General features: G+C 62.6%; 14 protein-coding genes and 1 pseudogene. 14 read left to right on the plus strand and 1 reads right to left on the minus strand.

The window, feature by feature from the left end:
* Nucleotides 1-90 precede the first annotated feature (90 nt).
* The 9 genes from CAQU_RS02080 (at nucleotide 91) to CAQU_RS02120 (ending at nucleotide 9,016) form a co-directional block, all read left to right on the plus strand.
* Entirely contained in the window at nucleotides 91-405 is a 315-nt protein-coding gene (locus CAQU_RS02080; RefSeq protein WP_075724809.1) for a WXG100 family type VII secretion target, read from the plus strand.
* Between the two features lie 44 nt (nucleotides 406-449).
* Nucleotides 450-740 (plus strand): WXG100 family type VII secretion target, encoded by a 291-nt coding sequence (locus CAQU_RS02085; RefSeq protein WP_075724811.1) that lies wholly within the window; start codon nucleotides 450-452, stop codon nucleotides 738-740.
* A gap of 727 nt (nucleotides 741-1,467) precedes the next feature.
* Nucleotides 1,468-1,911, plus strand: coding sequence for a 50S ribosomal protein L13 (rplM, locus tag CAQU_RS02090; protein WP_075724813.1), 444 nt, complete (start codon nucleotides 1,468-1,470; stop codon nucleotides 1,909-1,911).
* 11 nt (nucleotides 1,912-1,922) lie between these two features.
* Nucleotides 1,923-2,444, plus strand: coding sequence for a 30S ribosomal protein S9 (gene rpsI, locus CAQU_RS02095; RefSeq protein WP_157109027.1), 522 nt, complete (start codon nucleotides 1,923-1,925; stop codon nucleotides 2,442-2,444).
* Between the two features lie 523 nt (nucleotides 2,445-2,967).
* Complete coding sequence (locus tag CAQU_RS02100) at nucleotides 2,968-4,878, plus strand: acyltransferase family protein (protein ID WP_084562687.1); 1,911 nt, start codon at nucleotides 2,968-2,970, stop codon at nucleotides 4,876-4,878.
* Nucleotides 4,879-5,062: 184 nt separating this feature from the next.
* A complete protein-coding gene (gene glmM / locus CAQU_RS02105; protein WP_075728271.1) occupies nucleotides 5,063-6,418 on the plus strand; it encodes a phosphoglucosamine mutase in 1,356 nt (451 codons plus the stop codon).
* Between the two features lie 271 nt (nucleotides 6,419-6,689).
* Nucleotides 6,690-7,007 (plus strand): hypothetical protein, encoded by a 318-nt coding sequence (locus CAQU_RS02110; protein WP_075724817.1) that lies wholly within the window; start codon nucleotides 6,690-6,692, stop codon nucleotides 7,005-7,007.
* On the plus strand, nucleotides 7,008-8,795 hold the full coding sequence (locus CAQU_RS02115; RefSeq protein WP_075724819.1) for a hypothetical protein: 1,788 nt from the start codon (nucleotides 7,008-7,010) through the stop codon (nucleotides 8,793-8,795).
* On the plus strand, nucleotides 8,792-9,016 hold the full coding sequence (locus tag CAQU_RS02120) for a hypothetical protein (RefSeq protein WP_075724821.1): 225 nt from the start codon (nucleotides 8,792-8,794) through the stop codon (nucleotides 9,014-9,016). Before CAQU_RS02115 ends, CAQU_RS02120 begins: the two co-directional genes overlap by 4 nt.
* Nucleotides 9,017-9,086: 70 nt before the next feature.
* Here CAQU_RS02120 and CAQU_RS02125 read toward each other — a convergent pair whose 3' ends face one another.
* Nucleotides 9,087-9,917 carry a dienelactone hydrolase family protein gene (locus CAQU_RS02125; protein WP_075728273.1) on the minus strand — a complete coding sequence of 277 codons (831 nt, stop codon included), beginning with the start codon at nucleotides 9,915-9,917 and terminating at the stop codon, nucleotides 9,087-9,089.
* 148 nt (nucleotides 9,918-10,065) lie between these two features.
* Here CAQU_RS02125 and glmS point away from each other — a divergent pair, with 148 nt between their 5' ends.
* From glmS to tsaE, 5 genes and pseudogenes are all read left to right on the plus strand, one after another.
* Nucleotides 10,066-11,931, plus strand: coding sequence for a glutamine--fructose-6-phosphate transaminase (isomerizing) (glmS, locus tag CAQU_RS02130; RefSeq protein ID WP_075724823.1), 1,866 nt, complete (start codon nucleotides 10,066-10,068; stop codon nucleotides 11,929-11,931).
* A gap of 185 nt (nucleotides 11,932-12,116) precedes the next feature.
* Nucleotides 12,117-13,901: a trypsin-like serine protease gene (locus tag CAQU_RS13160; protein WP_075724825.1), complete on the plus strand. Its 1,785-nt coding sequence runs from the start codon at nucleotides 12,117-12,119 to the stop codon at nucleotides 13,899-13,901.
* Nucleotides 13,902-14,016: 115 nt separating this feature from the next.
* On the plus strand, nucleotides 14,017-15,486 hold the full coding sequence (locus CAQU_RS02140; RefSeq protein ID WP_075724827.1) for an NAD(P)H-hydrate epimerase: 1,470 nt from the start codon (nucleotides 14,017-14,019) through the stop codon (nucleotides 15,484-15,486).
* Nucleotides 15,487-15,524: 38 nt separating this feature from the next.
* A pseudogene (gene alr, locus CAQU_RS02145) lies at nucleotides 15,525-16,604 on the plus strand (alanine racemase); the annotation flags it as partial.
* A gap of 18 nt (nucleotides 16,605-16,622) precedes the next feature.
* The gene (gene tsaE, locus CAQU_RS13025; RefSeq protein WP_281248016.1) at nucleotides 16,623-17,111 is read left to right on the plus strand and encodes a tRNA (adenosine(37)-N6)-threonylcarbamoyltransferase complex ATPase subunit type 1 TsaE; all 489 of its coding nucleotides are present in this window, start codon (nucleotides 16,623-16,625) and stop codon (nucleotides 17,109-17,111) included.
* Nucleotides 17,112-17,149 lie beyond the last annotated feature (38 nt).

A 17,149-nucleotide genomic window follows, 5' to 3' on the forward strand; every position in this document is an offset into this window, starting at 1 on the left:
GCCGAAACACAGAAAGTCCCACCACCTGCGCACCACCCCTGGTGCGAAGGAATCCACAAACCACACTCCACACCGAAGGGGGACGCACAGATGTCCGGAACTTTTAAGACCGAAGCCGATGTCATGGTGGCCACCGCTGGCCGCGTCGACGACACCAACAGCGAAGTCCAAGGCGAACTGACCCGCCTGCGCGGCGTCGTCGACGGAGTCCGCGGAAACTGGCAAGGCTCCGCCCAAGTCAGCTTCGACAACCTCATGGCGCGATGGAACACCAGCGCACGCGACCTGCAGGACGCCCTGCACGCAATCTCTGACAACATCCGCCACAACGCCCGCAGCTTCGAAAACATCGAAGCCTCCAACGCGACCGCCTTCAACAACGTCGGCGGCGGCCTGAACCTCTAACCCGCAACAACCACCGCCTGGATCACACAGAAAAGGACCCCAACATGACCAACGCCATCAAGTACCAGTTCGGCGCCATCTCGGCTGCGGCAGGCGACATCCAATCCACCTCCGGCCGTATCAACGCCCTCCTGGACAACCTCAAAGCCCACATCAAGCCCATGGTCTCCACCTGGGAAGGTGAATCCGCCGTCGCATACCAGGCAGCCCAGCAAAAATGGGACACCGCCGCGGCCGAACTCAACGCCATCCTCGCCAGCATCGCCGGCACCGTCCAGGAAGGCAACGACCGCATGAGCGACGTCAACCGACAGGCCGCCGCCAGCTGGTCATAAAAACCAGCCACTACAGACTTGGCGCTCCGTACCACCGCACCACCGGCACGCACCCCACACCAGGGCGTGCGCCCGCCCGAAGACACCCCACAAGATAAAGCACCCCGCGAGCATTGAACCATCAATGATGGCGCACGCTGCGCAAGAAGCTGGAACGAACGCACCTTCCATCATCCACGATGGGCGCACAACGAAAAGAAAGGAATCCCCAACACGCGACCCATCATCTCCGCGGTCGTATCCAGCAACCCACAAACACACACCCTTGCGACAGCAAGCAGCCCATCGGCAGCCCCACCACAGGGGCAGCCGCTCGCAACCCGAGCTTCGCGCAGGCACACCCCAGGCAGGGCAGTGCGCAACCGAAAAGGTGCACCCACGGAACGTCATTGCAGAAAATGCGCCGACACAGTATTTACAGTGTCGGCGCATTTTCCCTTCCCACACCCCTCCCACACCCCGCCCCCTGGCCCACGACCACAGGTCCAACCAAATGCCACACACCCTGCCGGTGGGGGAGAAGGCGATACCTCCCGTGACTTGTGAAAGCCCCCATCTGGCGTGTAACCTTAGCGGGCTGTGTAATGACGGCAGTCTTCAAGCTGCGCGCTTTCGCGCCGGGCTTGTTTTTGATTGCAGGGTTGTGCGGGTCTCCACCGGCCGCCGTATGACTTGCTTGTTGCACTTTCCTGGCTGGCAGTCCTAGACAGACTTATAAGGAGTCAATTTGTCTACTTACCACCCGAAGAGCGGTGACATCACTCGTAAGTGGTACGTCATCGACGCCACCGACGTGGTGCTGGGTCGCCTCGCCGTGCAGGCCGCAAACCTGCTCCGCGGCAAGGGCAAGCCCCAGTTCGCACCGAACGTTGACTGCGGTGACTACGTCATCATCATCAACGCCGACAAGGTTGCAATTTCCTCCAACAAGCGTGACCGTGAGTTCCGCTACCGCCACTCGGGCTACCCGGGTGGTCTGAAGACCATGACCCTGGGTCGCTCCATGGAGCTGCACCCCGAGCGTGTTGTCTTCGAAGCTATCGAGGGCATGATGCCGCACAACAAGCTGACCCGCGCTTCCGTGAAGAAGCTGCGCGTGTTCGCCGGCTCCGAGCACCCGTACGCTGCCCAGAAGCCCGAGACCTACGAGATCAAGCAGGTGGCCCAGTGACCGATCAGAACATGACCGACAACAACGTTGCCGAAGCTGCAGACATCGCTGCCGCTACCGCCGCTGCTGAAGAGTTCACCAACACCATTGGTGACGCCGTAGCTGTTGAGGCTGAGACCGAAGCTGTTGCTCCGGTTGCTCCGCTGGAAGGCCCGATCCAGACCGTTGGTCGCCGTAAGCGCGCCATCGTTCGCGTCCGCATGGTTGAGGGCTCCGGCCAGTTCACCTGCAACGGCCGCACCCTGGAAGAGTACTTCCCGAACAAGCTGCACCAGCAGCTGATCAAGGCTCCGCTAGTCCTCATCGACCGCGAGAACCAGTTCGACATCCACGCTAACCTCACCGGTGGTGGCCCCACCGGCCAGGCAGGCGCTTTCCGCCTCGCGATCGCCCGTGCACTGAACCTGTACAACCCGGCTGATCGTGCCGCCCTGAAGAAGGCTGGCTTCCTCACCCGTGACGCTCGTGCCGTGGAGCGCAAGAAGGCCGGTCTGCACAAGGCCCGTCGCGCACCGCAGTACTCCAAGCGTTAAGCTCGGTTTACTTACCGCGCACCACGCCTGGTGTCCCGCTGTGCGGGCTGAAGGCGAAGTGCAACCACCCCATCTGCTTTTGCAGATGGGGTGGTCGTGTTTTCGGGCCCGTAGGCCTTGTGGAACCCGGTCACCAGAAACTGAGAAAAGTGTGAGGAAGTTCCCCCTGTAGGGCCGGGGGCTGGCGGGTGTGCACTGTCCCCGCAGCTAGATGCCCGCATGCGGGTGGTGGCGGTGCTGGATGGGGGAGTGCAGCCGAGGGCTTCGGGTGCCCGTTCAAGGTGACGTTGTGGCCCGAGCCGACTACCATGCCAAGAGGTTCTTCTCGCCCCGGGGTGTTGTGTCTGTTCTCAACGGCACGCACACCAAAACCGCGGGCGTTTTTCTCTTTGTCCTGTGTAGCTTGGCGCTTGACGCTCATTCACGGGGCCCAATTCCGGGCGCGCACCATGCCGCGTCGCCTGGGCAATGTTGTTGACATTGTTGTACTTTTTCGCAAACCACAGTGAAGGTGTTCACGAGAGTGCCAAGTCTCGCTTCGAAAGCGTTCGGTGTTGATCGCCCCCTATCAGCAGTTGATGTTGATACCGCCCGCGCCAGCCGGATCCGGCGTGTCAGCGCACTCGATGGCCTTCGCGGTATCGCGGTGCTGGCCGTCGTTCTGTACCACTTCTACGGCGACTACCTGCCCGGCGGATACCTCGGCGTGGATATGTTCTTCGTCCTATCCGGTTTTCTCATCACCTCCCTGTTGATTCGGGAGCGGGCCGCCACCGGAAAAATCGATTTGAAGAAATTCTGGGTGCGACGCGCCCGGCGCATCCTCCCGGCCGCGGTCAGCGTGCTGGTGATCATGACGGTGATTACCGGAATCATCGGTGGGGATCCCGCGGTGGGGCTACCCACCCAGTTTTTGGGCACCTTGTTCTTCGTCAACAACTGGACCCAGATCGCGGGATCACAGTCCTACTTCGCCGATAGTGGGGTGCAGGTTTTCGCCCACTACTGGTCTCTGGCGGTGGAGGAACAGTTCTATGTGTTCTTCCCGTTGATTTTTGTGGCGTTGACGCGGAAAAAGATCGGCTGGACTTTACCGACCGCCACCATCGTTGGTGCTTCCGCGTCGGCGTTGTTGATGGCGTTTTTGTACAACCCAGCGGTCGACCCGACGCGCGTGTACTACGGCACCGACACTCACAGTTTCGGCCTGCTCATTGGTGCGGCCACCGCGATGCTGTTGACCACAACTAAGCCCGGTGCCACGGATTCTTGGCCGACGCGCATTAATCCTTTCAACGATAAGATGCTGCGCACCGTGGGTGGTTTGGCTACTTTTGTTGGCTTGTTGGCGTTGATGGTGACGTTGCCGGATACCGCGCCTGCCACCTACCGGGGTGGGCTGTTGGCCGCATCGCTGTGCACCGCCGTGCTGATTTCTTCCGTGGTCGCCGGCCCCAGCATTTTGTCTTCCCTGGTCAACTTCACCCCGCTGCGGTGGTTGGGGGAGCGGTCTTTCTCCCTGTACCTGTGGCACTGGCCGGTGGTGGTGCTGTTGCGCCACCTGCTGCCTACCTTCCGCCCCTTAGAAGTTGGCACCATTGCGTTGGTGATCAGCATCCCGCTGGCCGCCTGGTCCTACGTGGCCATCGAGGAGCCGATCCGCCGTGGCGGTTATAAGGTGACCGCTAAAAGGTTTTTGGATCATGTCACCGCCGACGGCCCGGCGGCGGCGCGGGCGTTTGCGCGCCTGTGTGTCTCGGGCGCCTTGATCATCGCCACCATCGTGGTGTTGGCGACCGCGCCCACCCAGTCGGCGCTGGAGCGAGACCTGGCGGAGTTTAAGAAACTGGCCGAGCAGAAAATGCCCCCGCCGGCCCCCGCCCCGACGTCCACCGCCCCGGCCGGCCCCAGTCGCACGATGCCCACCGGTGAAAACATCATTGCCATTGGTGATTCGGTGATGCTGGCCAGCTCCCCGGCGCTGATGGAAAAATTCCCCGGCATCTACGTCGATGGTGAGGTCAGCCGCGCGCTGGTCAGTATCCCCCCGGTGTTGCAAAGCTACTCGGATCAGGGCCTGCTGCGGGATGTGGTGTTCTTGGGCTTTGGTACCAACTCCAACATTCAGGGCGAAACCATCGACACCGTCATGGACATCATCGGCCCCGACCGCACGGTGATCATCACCAACCCTTATGGCGACCGGTGGTGGATTCCGGAATCTCGCGCCGCTATCGCCTCCGCGCTAGAGCGCTACCCCAACCTGTATGTCGCCGACTGGTGCCACAGTGCGATGAGTGATCATTTGCTGTTGCGCCCGGACATGATTCACCCCACCGTGGAAGGCGCAACCGTTTACGCTGAGGATTTCGCCACGGCCTTGCAGCAGTGGGTGGACGATGATCGCCAGACCCCGCCGGAGTGTGGCCTCTAAGGCCTTGGCACTTCGCCTGTAGTGCTTTGTGTTCTTTGTCTTCACCCCCGTCGTGTCACGGCGGGGGTGAGGCCTTTGTGGTCGCTGGTGGGATGCTGCTGGGGTGGGGGTTGTTGTGCGGCTACTCGCCGTGCGCTGAACCTAAAAAGAGTCTTAGAAACGGGAACAGGGCATAATGGTGGGCATGACTCGACTCTTTGGTACCGATGGTGTTCGCGGTCGCGCGAACCAAAAAATTACTGCACCTTTGGCTTTGCGCCTGGGTGCCGCCGCCGCGCACGTGCTCACCAGCGAAAATCGCACCTCTAAGCGTCGCCCCACCGCGATCATTGGGCGTGACCCGCGCGTGTCCGGCGAGATGCTTGCCGCGGCGCTGGCAGCCGGCATGGCTAGCCAAGGAGTCGACGTTTTGCGTGTCGGTGTGCTGCCCACCCCGGCGGTGGCCTACCTCACCGATGACTATGGCGCGGATATGGGAGTGATGATTTCTGCGTCCCACAACCCCATGCCGGACAATGGCATCAAGTTCTTTGCTGCCGGCGGTAAGAAGCTTGCCGACGTGGTGGAAGACGAGATCGAAGCGACCATGAGCCATCTGCCCGAAACTGGCCCCACCGGCCATGGGGTGGGTCGTGTTCTGGAGGAAGCCCCCGACGCCCGCGAACGCTACCTGCTGCACCTCAACCAGGCGGTCCGCCAGGATCTGACCGGTATCAAGGTAGTGGTGGACTGCGCTAATGGCGCGGCCTCTGAGATCGCGCCTTTGGCTTATGAGGCGGCTGGCGCGGAAGTGATCGCCATCCATAACAAGCCGAATTCCTACAACATCAACGACGAGTGCGGCTCCACCCACATGGACGACATCATGAATGCCGTCCGGGAGCACGGCGCCGATCTGGGTTTGGCCCACGACGGTGACGCCGACCGCTGCCTTGCCGTCGATGCTGAAGGCAACCTGGTCGATGGCGATGAGATCATGGCGATCCTGGCGATCGCGATGGAGGATGCCGGCAAGCTCACCAAGTCCACTTTGGTGGCCACCGTGATGAGCAACCTGGGTTTGCAGCTGTCGCTCAAGGAGCTGGGCATCAAGACCTTGGCCACGCAGGTCGGCGACCGCTACGTGCTTGAGGAGCTTGCCCGTGGCGGCTACGCGCTGGGTGGTGAGCAGTCCGGCCACATCGTGATGAGCGACTTCGGTACCACCGGTGATGGTGTGCTCACCGGCCTGTCGCTGATGGCCCGCATGGCGGAGACCAAGATGTCTTTGCGTTCCCTGGCTGATGCCATGAAGCGTCTCCCGCAGCACCTGATCAACGTGCCGGTCAAGGACAAGTCCATCATCCTCGACGACTTGGCAGTGCAAAAGGCGATGCATGATGTGAAAAGCGAGCTCGGCGAAAACGGCCGTGTGCTGCTGCGCCCCTCTGGCACTGAGGAACTGTTCCGCGTGATGGTGGAAGCCCCCACCGATCAGCTGGCCCGCGACATCACCCACCGTCTGGCGCAGGTTGTCGCCTCCGTGGAGCCGAAGAACTAGCCGCAAAACTTTTCCGCGCCCGCCCCAACACTGTGGATGCTGGGGTGCTGGCGTGGGTTTACGAAACCACCCGTGCGTTTGTGCATGGGTGGTTTTTGCTATCCCCACACCCCCATGACGGGTTCGGCTGGAACCAAAAAAGGCTATCGCTGTCTCTAACCCAGCAGTGAGGCACCCGCAACGCCGCTGAATTTTTTGTCAACGGTGCGCGAAATCTTGCCCCACCACGCCACCTCATAGCCGATCAACATCACCGGGGAAGGACACAGCTTTGGACGCCGACTCTTTCATCGATATCGATTCCAGCGTCGCCCGCGATCATCTCTCAACCATGCTTGCCGAGTTACGGGCCGGAAAGGGATTGTTGTCACCACCGGGGGCGTTGCCGGCGGATTCAGCGGGCAGAGGCTTTAGCGACTATGCGGGCGCCATCAACGAGCTGCTGCAGGCTTTGCATGTGCAGCACACCACGATGGTGTCCCACGTGGAGGCAGCCCTGTTAGCCGCAACGAGCACAGTCGACGACATCGATGTCACCGACGACAGCAATAGCACCGCATTTGCCGGATACACCATGGAAGGGGAGTAGATGAGCACGATGAATAAGGCCCCGTTGGGGGAGCTTGATCATCTCGCCGCCGAACTCGCCGCGGCATCGCTGGGGCTGTATATCCCCAACATGACCGCGCACCAGCAGCTCAACGAGCACTATCACCGCACCGACGGCCTGAATACGGGGCCGTGGAAAAACGCCGCGACGAATTTAAGCAAACGGCCCAAAATTACTCGCCCCATCGGCGGGCTTAAGGGCCTGGTGGTGCAGTTGTTGATCGGGGTGGCCGGTGGCCAGATCAGCGATGCCATCTCGTCACTGTTTAGCCGGGCCGACACCAAGGGCCAAAACAGCGCAGCCTTTGCCTCCTTGCTGGAGGAAGCAATCAGCGTGATCGATGGGATCAACGAAGACGCCGACAAGGCCATTTCGACGGTGCTGTATTCACTACCGTCAACCATGTCGCCGATCTTGACGGTGCTGCGCCTGATTAACCCGGCCACCCACCCGGCGGAGTTTTCCACGGCAGTCACCTGTGGCACGACGGTGATGAACCAGGCCTTGGAACTCATCAGTGCCCTGTGTGCGATGCGCGACGAGGCGTTAAAGTCCTGTTACCAACAAATCTTGGATTGCGGTGGGCAACACCTAGACACCGATACCAAGCCTCTGCCGGGCGCTATCGCGCAGAAGGTGGACGAGTGCGAGTTGGCGCCAGCAAATAGTTCTTCTTCGGCAGGTAGCGGGTCGGGGTCTGCCGCCGCGACACCCGCGGCCCCGTCAGCGGTTGGGGCGGGCGCGCAGGAGGATTGTGCCCCGCAACAGCCTGCTGCGGCGCCATCGGCACCTCAGCCTTCCCCGGCGGCACCCCAGCCTGCTGCGTCGCAGCCGGCAGCTGTGCAGCCCCAGCCCACCGCACCCGCAGCGGTCAGCCCCGGAACTGAACCGGCACCAGCACCGCCAGCAGCACCGCCTGCTGCGCCGGCGCGCCCGGCGGAAACCCCGCCTGCTAGTGCTACCCCGACCCCGGCTCCCCCAACCCCGGCGACTCTGGCACCTCCGGCAGCCTCGGCCCCGGCGCCAAGCTCGCCGGGCACCCCGGTGGCGGCCCAGAACTGCGAGGACGACACCAAGACGACCTCCGGATCGTCCTCCTCGCCGGCGCCCGCGCCGAAGACACCGACTCCCGCCCCGCCACCAACCCCCACCGTTCCGGCATCAGCGGCTACTCCCACTCCGACAACACCGGTGGAGCCGGCATGTGATGAGGACGCACCGAAGCCCCCAGCACAACCTGATTCCTCCCCGGAATCGGACACCGCAACGCCCCCAAGCGAGGAATGCGACACCACACCGGATACGTCCAGCGAGACGGAAGGATCCACCGATACTGCCGAGGATTGTGAGGAAACCACCGAGACGGCCTCGGCAGAAGAATCCGAGTCGAGCAGTAGTGATGAACAGCAGCAAGACGAGGAAGCCGGTTCCATCCTGGACGACATCATTGACACGGTGTCCGCGGTTGATTGGAAGTTCATCGGCCAAGGTGTGCTCGCGGTGGCAGGTATTGGCGTGGCGATCGCTGGAGTTGGCGCCTTGGCCCACGCGGTGGTCTCCAGTGGTGTTCTCGACGGGGTGCTAGCACCGCCAGCGGACACCCCGCCCCCGCCACCTGCGCCCGCGCCTGCACCGGCGCCTGCACCGGTGGTCCCGGCAGCTCAGGACTGCCCGCCCGCACCCCCAGCACCCGCACCCCCTGTTGCGCCTGAACCGGCACCGACCGGACCGGTGAAAGGCATTCCCCGAAAGGCAGGCACCTGGTGAGCACCACCCCTAGCTTCGATGATTACCTCCAAGGCTTCCGCGCCCGCGCCCTCGAACGCATGGAAGCTTTCGAAAAAGCCGTAGAAAAAGCACAGTCCACAGCAGTTCAGGCCGGCAAAAACGCCAGCCACAGCCCACCGGCTGGCCGCACCCCAAACACCCCACCATCGGCCACCCACCGGGCGCACAGAACAAAGAAGTTCGTCAACGACAGGTGGTAAACCGCCTTTCGGCATGAAAAAACCAGCAGGGAAGAAGAAACAAGCTTCCCTGCTGGTGGGGGAGAAAACCTTAAGCGCGGTAGCGGGTTGCACGCTCGTGCAACTGCTCGCCAGTCAAGGACGTCACCTTCTTGGCCTCAGCCTCCGGATCGGTGAACGCCTTGTACTTGCGCTCCCCCTCCAGGGTGGCCAGCAGGAAGCCGGTCATCAGACCGCGCGCAATTTCAATGGCACCATACTGCGGCAAACCCAAGCCCAGTACCAGCTTGGCGCCCAAAGCCTCAGAGAAACCGAACTGGGTGGCCTTATCGATCTCCCGGTAGCAGACCTCGCCCTTCCACGCCTCGGCGACAGCGGCAGGGTTACCGGAATCAACCAACGTGTCCTCACCGGCACCCAGAATCAACCCGGGGCAGCTCACCGCCGAAGCAGCGGCCTCCTCCGACGGGGTCGTCGCGGCAGGGTACAGGGCGACACAGGCCTTGATTTTGTTTCGTCCGGCTGCGGACAGCACCGCAGCGCCACCACCCATGCCATGCCCGACCACACCAATCTTGCCGGGCGACACAGTCGCCTTGCCCTCACCCAGTTTCACCCCGGTGACGATCTGCAACGCGCTCGTCAGATCCTGGGCAAAGCCCGCGTGATTAGGGTTGATGCCGGTTTCGGTGTTCGGGGCGGCAACCACGATGCCCCAGCTCGCGAGGTGGCGCAACGTGGCGTGATACTTATCGACCGACGTCATCCAATCATGACCAAAAGCGACCGCGGGCAACGCATTACCCTCAGCCGGGGTGTACACCTTGCCGGGCAGCCCGGCATAGTCAAGGTCGCCAACGAGGACGCGGTGCGGTCCACGCTTGCTCAGACGAGTCAGGTTCTTTTTCAAATCACTAGCCACAAAAACACACAATAGTAGATAGGGGTCATAGCCGGGGTCTTTTACCCCGCCCCCAAACCCCCACCACGTATCTGGACCACCCCAGTCGCGCGCAGCCGAAAGGGGAGCCGGTGGGAAAAACCACGGAACATAAACTAGGCTTGCCGATATGTGTGGAATCGTAGGATACGTTGGCCAGCGCCCTGGCCTCACCGTCGCTGTTGAAGCTTTGCGACGGATGGAATACCGAGGCTATGACTCGTCCGGCGTGGCAATCGCCGACGGACAAGGCCATATCAATGTCGTCAAAAAGGAAGGCAAACTCGCCAACCTGGACGCCCTGATCGAACAAGTCGGCCCCGACAACCTCGCGGGCACCACCGCCATTGGGCACACCCGCTGGGCCACCCACGGCCGCCCCACCGACGCCAACGCCCACCCCCACTTCTCCTTCGATAAGAAGGTCGCCATCGTCCACAACGGCATCATTGAGAACTTCGCGCCGCTGCGCGAACAACTCATCAACGATGGTGTGGAAATGGCCTCCGAAACCGACTCCGAGGTCGCAGCCCACCTGTTGGCCCAGGCATACAACGACGGTGAGACCGCCGGCGACTTCGAAGCCAGCGCACTGAAGGTCCTCAACCAACTCGAGGGCGCCTTCACCCTCCTGTTCGTTCACGCCGACCACCCCGACACCGTCATCGCCGCCCGCCGCTCCACCCCGCTGATCGTCGGTGTCGGTGAAGGGGAGATGTTCCTCGGCTCCGACGTCGCAGCATTCATCGAGTTCACCAAGAACGCCGTCGAACTCGGCCAAGACAACGTCGTCGTCATCACCAAGGACGACTACAAGATCATGAACTTCGACGGCACCACCGCCGAAGGCAAACCCTTCACCATCGACTGGGACCTCGCCGCCGCCGAAAAGGGCGGCTACGACTCCTTCATGCTCAAAGAAATCCACGAGCAGCCCGAAGCAGTCCGCGACACCCTGGCCGGTCACTTCGTCGACGGCCGCGTCGTCCTCGACGAACAAAACCTCACCGAGCAAGACCTGAAGAGCATCGACAAAGTCTTCGTCGTCGCCTGCGGCTCCGCCTACCACTCCGGCCTGCTCGCCAAATACGCCATCGAACACTGGGTGCGCATCCCCGTCGAAATCGAAGTCGCCAGCGAATTCCGCTACCGCGACCCCGTCCTCGACTCCCGCACCCTCGTCATGGCGATCTCCCAATCCGGTGAAACCGCCGACACCCTCGAAGCAGTGCGCCACGCCAAAGCCCAAGGCGCCAAAGTGCTGGCCGTGTGCAACACCAACGGCGCCCAGATTCCCCGCGAATCCGACGCCGTCCTCTACACCCATGCTGGCCCCGAAATCGGCGTGGCCTCCACCAAAGCCTTCCTCGCGCAGGTGGCAGCCAACTACATCGTAGGCCTCGCCCTGGCACAAGCCCACGGCACCAAATACCCCGACGAAATCGCCCAAATCTGGGACGACCTCTCCGCCATCCCCGCAAAGGTCTCCGACCTGCTCAACTGCGAGGACGCCGTCCTGGACATCGCCCGCGAACTCGGTGCCATCCGCACCATGCTGTTCCTCGGCCGCGGCGTCGGCTTCCCCGTCGCCCTGGAAGGCGCCCTCAAACTCAAAGAGCTCGCCTACATCCACGCCGAAGGCTTCCCCGCCGGCGAACTCAAGCACGGCCCCATCGCCCTCATCGAAGACGATCTACCCGTCGTCGTGGTGGTGCCCTCCCCGCGCGGCGTGAAAGTCCTGCACTCCAAGATCGTCTCCAACATCCAAGAGATCCGGGCCCGCGGCGCTAAAACCATCGTCATCGCCGAAGAAGGCGACACCGACGTCGAGCCCTTCGCGAACTGGCTCATCCGCATCCCCGAATCCTCCACCATCATGCAGCCCCTGCTGGCCACCGTGCCCCTGCAGTTCCTGGCCGCAGAAATCGCCCGCCAATGCGGCAACGAGGACATCGACAAGCCCCGCAACCTCGCGAAGTCCGTCACCGTCGAATAACACACGGTGACATTGGCCACCGGCCACCACCGACGAAAACACCCGGCCCCAACAAAACCACAGTTGAGGCCGGGTTTTTCATGCCCACTTCCACCGGGCGGCCAGCCCAAAACACCCACGCCAGTCGTATATTCTCAAAACCAAAAACCCCACAACCAGCACCCGGAAGAACCCAAAACACCGAAATGAACACCAGCCGGCGCGCCCGCCTCCTCGCCCTGATCACCGCCACCGCCCTGATCACCACCGCCACCCCCACCCACGCCCAATCCGGACTGCACTACGACAACCCACCCAGCCCAGAAGTCACCGCCGGCAGCCCCATCGCACAAGCCACCGCATACCTCGAACTCGGCGACCCGGCAGTCATGCAACAATGCACCGGCACCCTCATCGCACCCCGCTGGGTCATCACCGCCAAACACTGCTACGTCCCCGGATTCTGGGACAACAACACCAGCGCCTCCACCATCCGCTTCGGCATCGACAACAGCGGCGAAAAATACACCGCCACCGAACTCATCCCCTCCGCCACCTCCGACATGCTGCTCGTCCACCTCAACAAGCCAGCACCCGGCACCCCACTCAAACTCGACAACCACAACCTGTTCAAACAAGACACCGGCACCAACGCCAACTGGGCCAGCACCAACCTCGGGGCGCAAGGCTCCACCAACTACCGCCTGCACAGCTCCACCGGCACCGTCGAACGCCGGGTCGTCCTCCGCGACGGCTACTACAAATACCCCAACACCCCCCTGATCAAAACCAAAATCAACCAAGGCCGACTCCACCCCGGCGACTCCGGCGGCCCCTTCATCGTCGACGGCAAACTCGCCGGCGTCCTATCAACCAGCGACCAAAACGCACCCGTAGGCCCCGGCGAACACGGCTTTTTCACCCCAACCGCCGAACACCTCACCTGGATCGCCGGCACCATCGGACTAGCCGTCGACACTCCCACCGGGCCCACCATGCCCCTCCAAGAAGACGGCAGCTACCTCGCAGTCAACGACGTCCCCGACGTCTCCGACGAACCCGCAGCAACCCCAACCCAGCCCGACACCACCCCCACCGAACCCGCACCCGCCGACCCGGCCCCCGCGACGGTCACCACCACCGTCACTGTCACCCAACCCGCACCTGCCCCCGCAACCGTCACCGTCACCGAACCCGCACCGGCGCCACCAACCGTCACCAAAGTCATCGACTACGGCCCACCCGCCGTCATCACCCGCACCGAAACCACCACCATCACCAAGCAGAAGGCACCCGAAACCACCACCCGCACCATCACCAAAGAACCCACCCCTATCACAATCACCAAAACCCACACCCCCACACCCATCACCACAACCACCACCGTCACCAAGGAACCCACCCCACTAACCACCACCGTCACCAAACCCGCCCCGGCGCCCAAAACCACCACGGTGACGCTGCCAGCACCTGCACCCAAAACCACTACGGTGACGCTGCCAGCACCTGCGCCTAAAACCACCACGGTGACCGTCACTGAAAAACCCCAACCCACCACTGTCACCCGCACCGTGACAGCCACCGTGGAAAAGCCTGTGACCACCACCGTCACCGCAACAAAAACCGTGGAAAAACCCGTCACCACCACAGCGACTACCACCGCTACCGTCTACCGACAGCAACCCGCACAGCCCCAAAAAACCATCACGACCACCGTCACCGCGCCCGCCAAAACCACCACGGTGCGCATCAAAGAACCCCACACCACCACCGTCACCACCACCGTGGAACGCGCCCACAACCACACCACCACGGTGCGTGTTCCAGCCACCGCACAGAACAGCAGCTCCACCGGCAGCAGCGACCTGACCCCCATCATCACCGGGGCAGGAATCTTCGCAGCACTCGCCGCCATCCTCACCCACATCTTCGGAACCGAGCTGCACAACTGGCCCATCATCGGCTGGATCCTCACCAGCCTCCACCGCTAAAACACCCCCACTGTCCCGCCGGCAAGTACCCACACAACGTACTTCCCGGCGGGACAGTGGCATTTTATGGTGAGCTAAAAACACACCCCTTAAACACACACCCCGCGAGGACACCATGACCACCACTCCCGGCACCGTCACCACCACCCCCATCTACACCCCGGAAATGGTCTACCACGCCGAACAGCCCCTCCTGGCCACCCAAGGACTCGGGCTGATGAAACAGGCCGCATTCGCCCTGGCCACCGAATGCGCCCGCATCCTCAAACACCAACGCCCAGCCGGCCCCAGCGGAGCCCGCATCGTTGTGCTCACCGGCCCCGGCAACAACGGCGGCGACGGACTCTATGCCGCCGCCGAACTCGCACGCCGCGGCGCGCACATCACCATCATCACCAACACCACCCCACACCCCCAGGCCCTCGCAGCCCTCCAACACCACCACCACCCACACATCACAGACGACCCCACCACCATCGACACCCCACACCTTGTCATCGACGCTCTCCTCGGCATCGGTGCCCGCGGCGGCTTGAAATCCCCCTGGGACACCTGGGCCACCCACGCCAACACCTGGCGCAGGCACGGCGCGCACCTCGTCGCCGTCGACATGCCCAGCGGACTCGACCCCACCAACGGATACCCCAACCCCCAACACGCCCACATCACCGCCGACACCACCGTCACCTTCGGCGGCCTCAAACCCGCCCACATCCTCGCCGCATCCGCCTGCGGCACCACAAAAACCCACGGCCTCGGAATCGACACCCAACTCACCCACCACAACCCCACCCCCTACGCCCACCTCGTCACCGGCGGCCACTGGCCCACTCCCACAGAACACAGCCACAAATACTCCGACGGTGTTACCACCATCCACGCAGGCAGCACCACCTACCCAGGAGCAGCGATCCTCGCCGTCGCCGGTGCCATCCGCGCCACCAGCCCCATGGTCCGCTACCACGGCGACTGCGCCGAAGAAGTCATCCGCGCCTACCCCAGCGTCGTCCACGGCACCGGCCCCACCAACTCCAACGTCATCGGCCCCGGCCATCAAACCACCCCACAACAACTCACCAAACTACTCACCGACCCCACCCCACTGATCATCGACGCCGACGCCCTCACCACCCTCGCCAACAACCCCACCTGCCAACACCACCTCCACCAACGCCACACCAACGGACACTTCACCGTCCTCACCCCACACGACGGCGAATACACTCGCCTCACTAACCACAAACCCCACCCCAACCGCATCCAGGCTGCCACCGAACTCGCCAACCACTACCACTGCACCGTCCTGCTTAAAGGCAAAACCACCACCATCACCGACGGCACCAAAACCTACCTCGTTCACGCCCCCACCAGTTGGGCTGCCACCCCCGGAAGCGGCGACGTCCTCAGCGGCATTATCGGTGCCCTCGTCGCCGCTAACCCCACCACTCAATCCGTCGCCCTCGCCGCCCACGCACACGCCCAAGCCACCGCCACCACCACCCACCCCATCGACGCGCACCAACTCGCCAACCAACTCCCGCACGCCATCACCACCATCATCTCCAACCACAAAACCACCGCCTAAGCCACCACCACCCACCCACAGGACTATCCTCATAAACCATGGACCTGGCGTACACCACCATCAACCTCGAGGCAATCGCCCACAACACCCGCACCCTCAAAGGCATCGCCACCGCACGCGACGCCCAACTCATGTGCGTGGTCAAAGCCGACGGCTACAACCACGGCAGCACCACCGTTGCCCACGTCATGGCAGCCAACGGAGCTGACCAATTCGGAGTCGCCACCCTCGCCGAAGCTCACACCCTCCGCGACTCCGGCATCACCCAACCCATCCTCACCTGGATCTGGTCACCCCACCAGGACTACGAAGCCGCCATCAACAACAACATCGACCTCGCAGTCACCAACACCGAACAAGCCACAGCGCTCATCGGTAAAAACGCCCGCATCACCATCAAAATCGACACCGGACTCAACCGCTCCGGCATCGACGAACCCCAGTGGGACGAAATCTTCGACCTCCTCAAAAACGAAAACGTCACCGGCCTATTCACCCACCTCGCCTGCGCTGACGGCACCGACGAGAACTCTCGCCAACACGTCCAGCACCAACTCGCCACCTTCCAGCGCGCCATCGACCAAGCCCGCGCCCACGGGCTAAACGTTCACACCAACCACGCAGCCAACTCACCCGCCTCACTCAATCTGCCCGAAGCAGCGTTCAACATGCTCCGGCCAGGACTTGCCCTTTACGGGCTTGAACCGATCCCTGGCGAAAACCACCACCTCATACCCGCCATGACCTGGGCAGGACGCGTCACCGTCGTCAAACACATCGACCAGGGCGACGGCGCTTCCTACGGAATGACCTGGCGCGCCCCCAGCGACGGATACACCTGTGTTGTCCCCATCGGCTACGCCGACGGGCTGCCCCGTGCGGCCCAAAACCACCTCGAAGTCACCATCAATGGCCACCGCTACCCCCAAGTCGGTCGCGTCTGCATGGACCAAATCGTCATCTGGCTCGGCGACAACCCCCACGGTGTTGCGCCGGGAGATGAAGCGATCATCTTCGGTCCCGGCACCAGTGGCGAAATGACGGCCACGGACCTGGCTGCAGGAATCGGAACCATCAACTATGAAGTGGTGTGTTCCCCCAAGGGACGCACCCGCCGCCACGTCGTCCGCCAGCGCATCTGTGAAACCGCTGCGGAGACGCAGGCCTTGGCCGAGGAAATTGGGGCGGGCCTCAAAGCTGGGGACGTGGTTCTCTTGGAGGGGCCCTTGGGTGCCGGGAAAACCACTTTCACCCAGGGACTCGCCCGGGGAATGCAGGTCAAAGGTCGGGTGACGTCACCGACGTTTGTGCTTGCTCGTGAGCACCGGGCGTTGGGCGATGGTCCGAACCTCGTGCACGTCGACGCCTACCGTTTGCTTGACGGGATTCAACAAGGGCAAGCCGTGGATCTTGCGGCAGAACTCGACTCTTTGGATTTGGATAGCGAACTCACTGATGCGGTGGTGGTCGCCGAGTGGGGCGGGGGACTAGTTGAAACACTCGCCGATAGTTATCTGCACATCGTCATCGACCGGGAAACTTTGAGCACCACCGGGGTGCGAAGTGACCAGGTCAGTGACACCGATGAGGCGCGCATCATCACGTGGGCGCGTAAAAACGGTTGAGCTGCCCTTCGGTTTTTAAAACCGCTGGGCTCGATGGT

Origin of the sequence: Corynebacterium aquilae DSM 44791, assembly GCF_001941445.1 — a bacterium.
Classification (GTDB): domain Bacteria; phylum Actinomycetota; class Actinomycetes; order Mycobacteriales; family Mycobacteriaceae; genus Corynebacterium; species Corynebacterium aquilae.